Here is a 1,094-nt window from a genome sequence, read left to right on the forward strand (position 1 = left end):
CCGAGCACCACCTGATACTCCCCAGCTTGAAACGCAAACGCGCGAATATTCAGCGAGTCCTCACTCCATTCGATGGCACGCTCGTGATTTAAAACCTGAGGCGAGCTAATGCTGTAGGCTCGGTTCTGAGGAATCGTCAGGCTCGAGTTCTGATACACGCTCTGCTTGCCTTCAAACACCCACATATAGAGCGTACTGTTATTCGCTTGCTTGAACACATCCTCTGGCGAGCGTTTTAACTCGTTCTCAATGGCATTGAACTTACTGGAAATATAGCTGAAATCTTGCGAATAAAAGTGGCGTTCAATGGCGTACTGTAGGATGAAAGCCAAAGAAAAATAGGTCACAAACGTCATACTAACAAACATCAGCACGAGCTTGTTTTTCATGGAAAAAGGCAGCGAGAACTTAGGCATCACGACTCTCTTCGAGTTTGTAGCCCATCCCTCTGACAGTGTGAATCAGAGGTTTATCGAACGGTTTGTCCACTTTGCTACGCAGACGTTTGACCGCCACATCAATCACATTGGTATCGCTGTCAAAGTTCATATCCCACACTAACGACGCAATGGTGGTACGTGAAAGTACTTGGCCAGTTTTGCGCATCAACAACTCAAGCAGGGCATATTCTTTGGCGGTAAGCGACATCGACTGCCCCGCGCGCGTGGCAACGCGTTTGATCATATCAAGTTCTAAATCTGCCACACGTAATGTTTGCGGCGATGCGACCACTTGCGCGGCAATATGATGACGAAATACGTTTTGAACACGCGCCAGTAGCTCTGCAAACGCGTAAGGTTTTACCACATAGTCATTGGCACCCAGCTCAAAACCGCGCACGCGATCTTCCACTTGCTCCTTCGCTGTCAGCATGATCACTGGGGTGTGAATCCCACTACTGCGCAATGTGTTAAGCACCTGCCAACCATCGAGTTTAGGCAACATAATGTCGAGGAGGATTAAGTCATATTCTTCACTAGTAGCGTGATAAAGCCCATCGACCCCATCATGCACTAAATCCACCACATACCCAGATTCAATCAAACCTTTTTGCAGATATTCTCCGGCTTTGTGCTCATCTTCGACGATCAATA

Annotated in this window: 1 protein-coding gene and 1 pseudogene; both read right to left on the bottom strand. The window is 47.7% G+C overall.

Features of this window, described 5'->3' with window-relative positions:
• Window positions 1–416, bottom strand: a pseudogene (locus R8O70_RS26035) (two-component sensor histidine kinase); the annotation flags it as partial.
• Window positions 409–1,092, bottom strand: a complete 684-nt coding sequence (locus R8O70_RS26040; RefSeq protein WP_021454109.1) for a heavy metal response regulator transcription factor — start codon at window positions 1,090–1,092, stop codon at window positions 409–411. The pseudogene R8O70_RS26035 and the gene R8O70_RS26040, both read right to left, overlap by 8 nt.
• Window positions 1,093–1,094: the final 2 nt, after the last annotated feature.

Origin of the sequence: Vibrio sp. 779(2023) (genome assembly GCF_033344285.1) — a bacterium.
Taxonomy (GTDB): Bacteria; Pseudomonadota; Gammaproteobacteria; order Enterobacterales; family Vibrionaceae; genus Vibrio; species Vibrio alginolyticus.